The organism is Pseudoalteromonas sp. MIP2626, from assembly GCF_013414205.1.
GTDB lineage: Bacteria > Pseudomonadota > Gammaproteobacteria > Enterobacterales > Alteromonadaceae > Pseudoalteromonas > Pseudoalteromonas nigrifaciens.
Genome location: NZ_JAATTW010000127.1, coordinates 1 through 680 on the forward strand (window position 1 = coordinate 1; position 680 = coordinate 680).

Genomic DNA, 680 nt, shown 5'->3' on the forward strand with positions numbered 1-680 from the left:
CGCATTAATTTCGGCCATTGATTAAGCGTGTATTTTATCGCTTTGCCAATATAACTCCCCGCCGTTACTTTACCTTCGGCTTCATCAAGCCACGCTTTAAAGTGCATTAATATGGGTAAGGCTTTTTCTTGTCGTAACTGATACCGCGCTTGAGGAGATAACTGTTTGTTTTTAGCGTGGGTTTCCAGTTTATATAATTGGCTGATAAAGCTGATGGCTTTATGCGCTCGACCTTTGTTTTTCGACTCTGCTTTTAAGGCATCGTTATATTTGCGTCTAGCGTGTGCCCAGCAACCAACAGGGGTAATGCCTTCAATACCGTCATAAACACGGTAACCGTCGCACTGTAAATAGCCTTGATAACCGGCAAGAAATTCTTTTGCGCAAGCGCGACTTCGACCTGCTTGGTAATCGTAAATCACGACAGGCTCACGGCTGACCTCATTGCTGCGATAAACCCACATGTAGGAATTGCTGCTAGGGTTGTCACCTTCATCTAACACTTGTGTACGGGTTTCATCGGCACATAAACTGTGCTCACTAAGCAAGTGACGTTGCATGGCTGCCACTAAGGGGCTGATTAGCAGGCCCGCTTTAATACACCAATTAGCTAATGTTCCGCGCGATAGTTCAAGGCCGCCACGGCCCAGTATTTCAACGAAACGATAAAGCGGTAAGGC

General features: G+C 46.2%; 1 protein-coding gene. It reads right to left on the reverse strand.

What is annotated here, in order from left to right:
• A partial coding sequence (locus HC000_RS18330; RefSeq protein ID WP_179808393.1) for an IS66 family transposase occupies window positions 1-680 on the reverse strand: 680 nt, incomplete at both ends.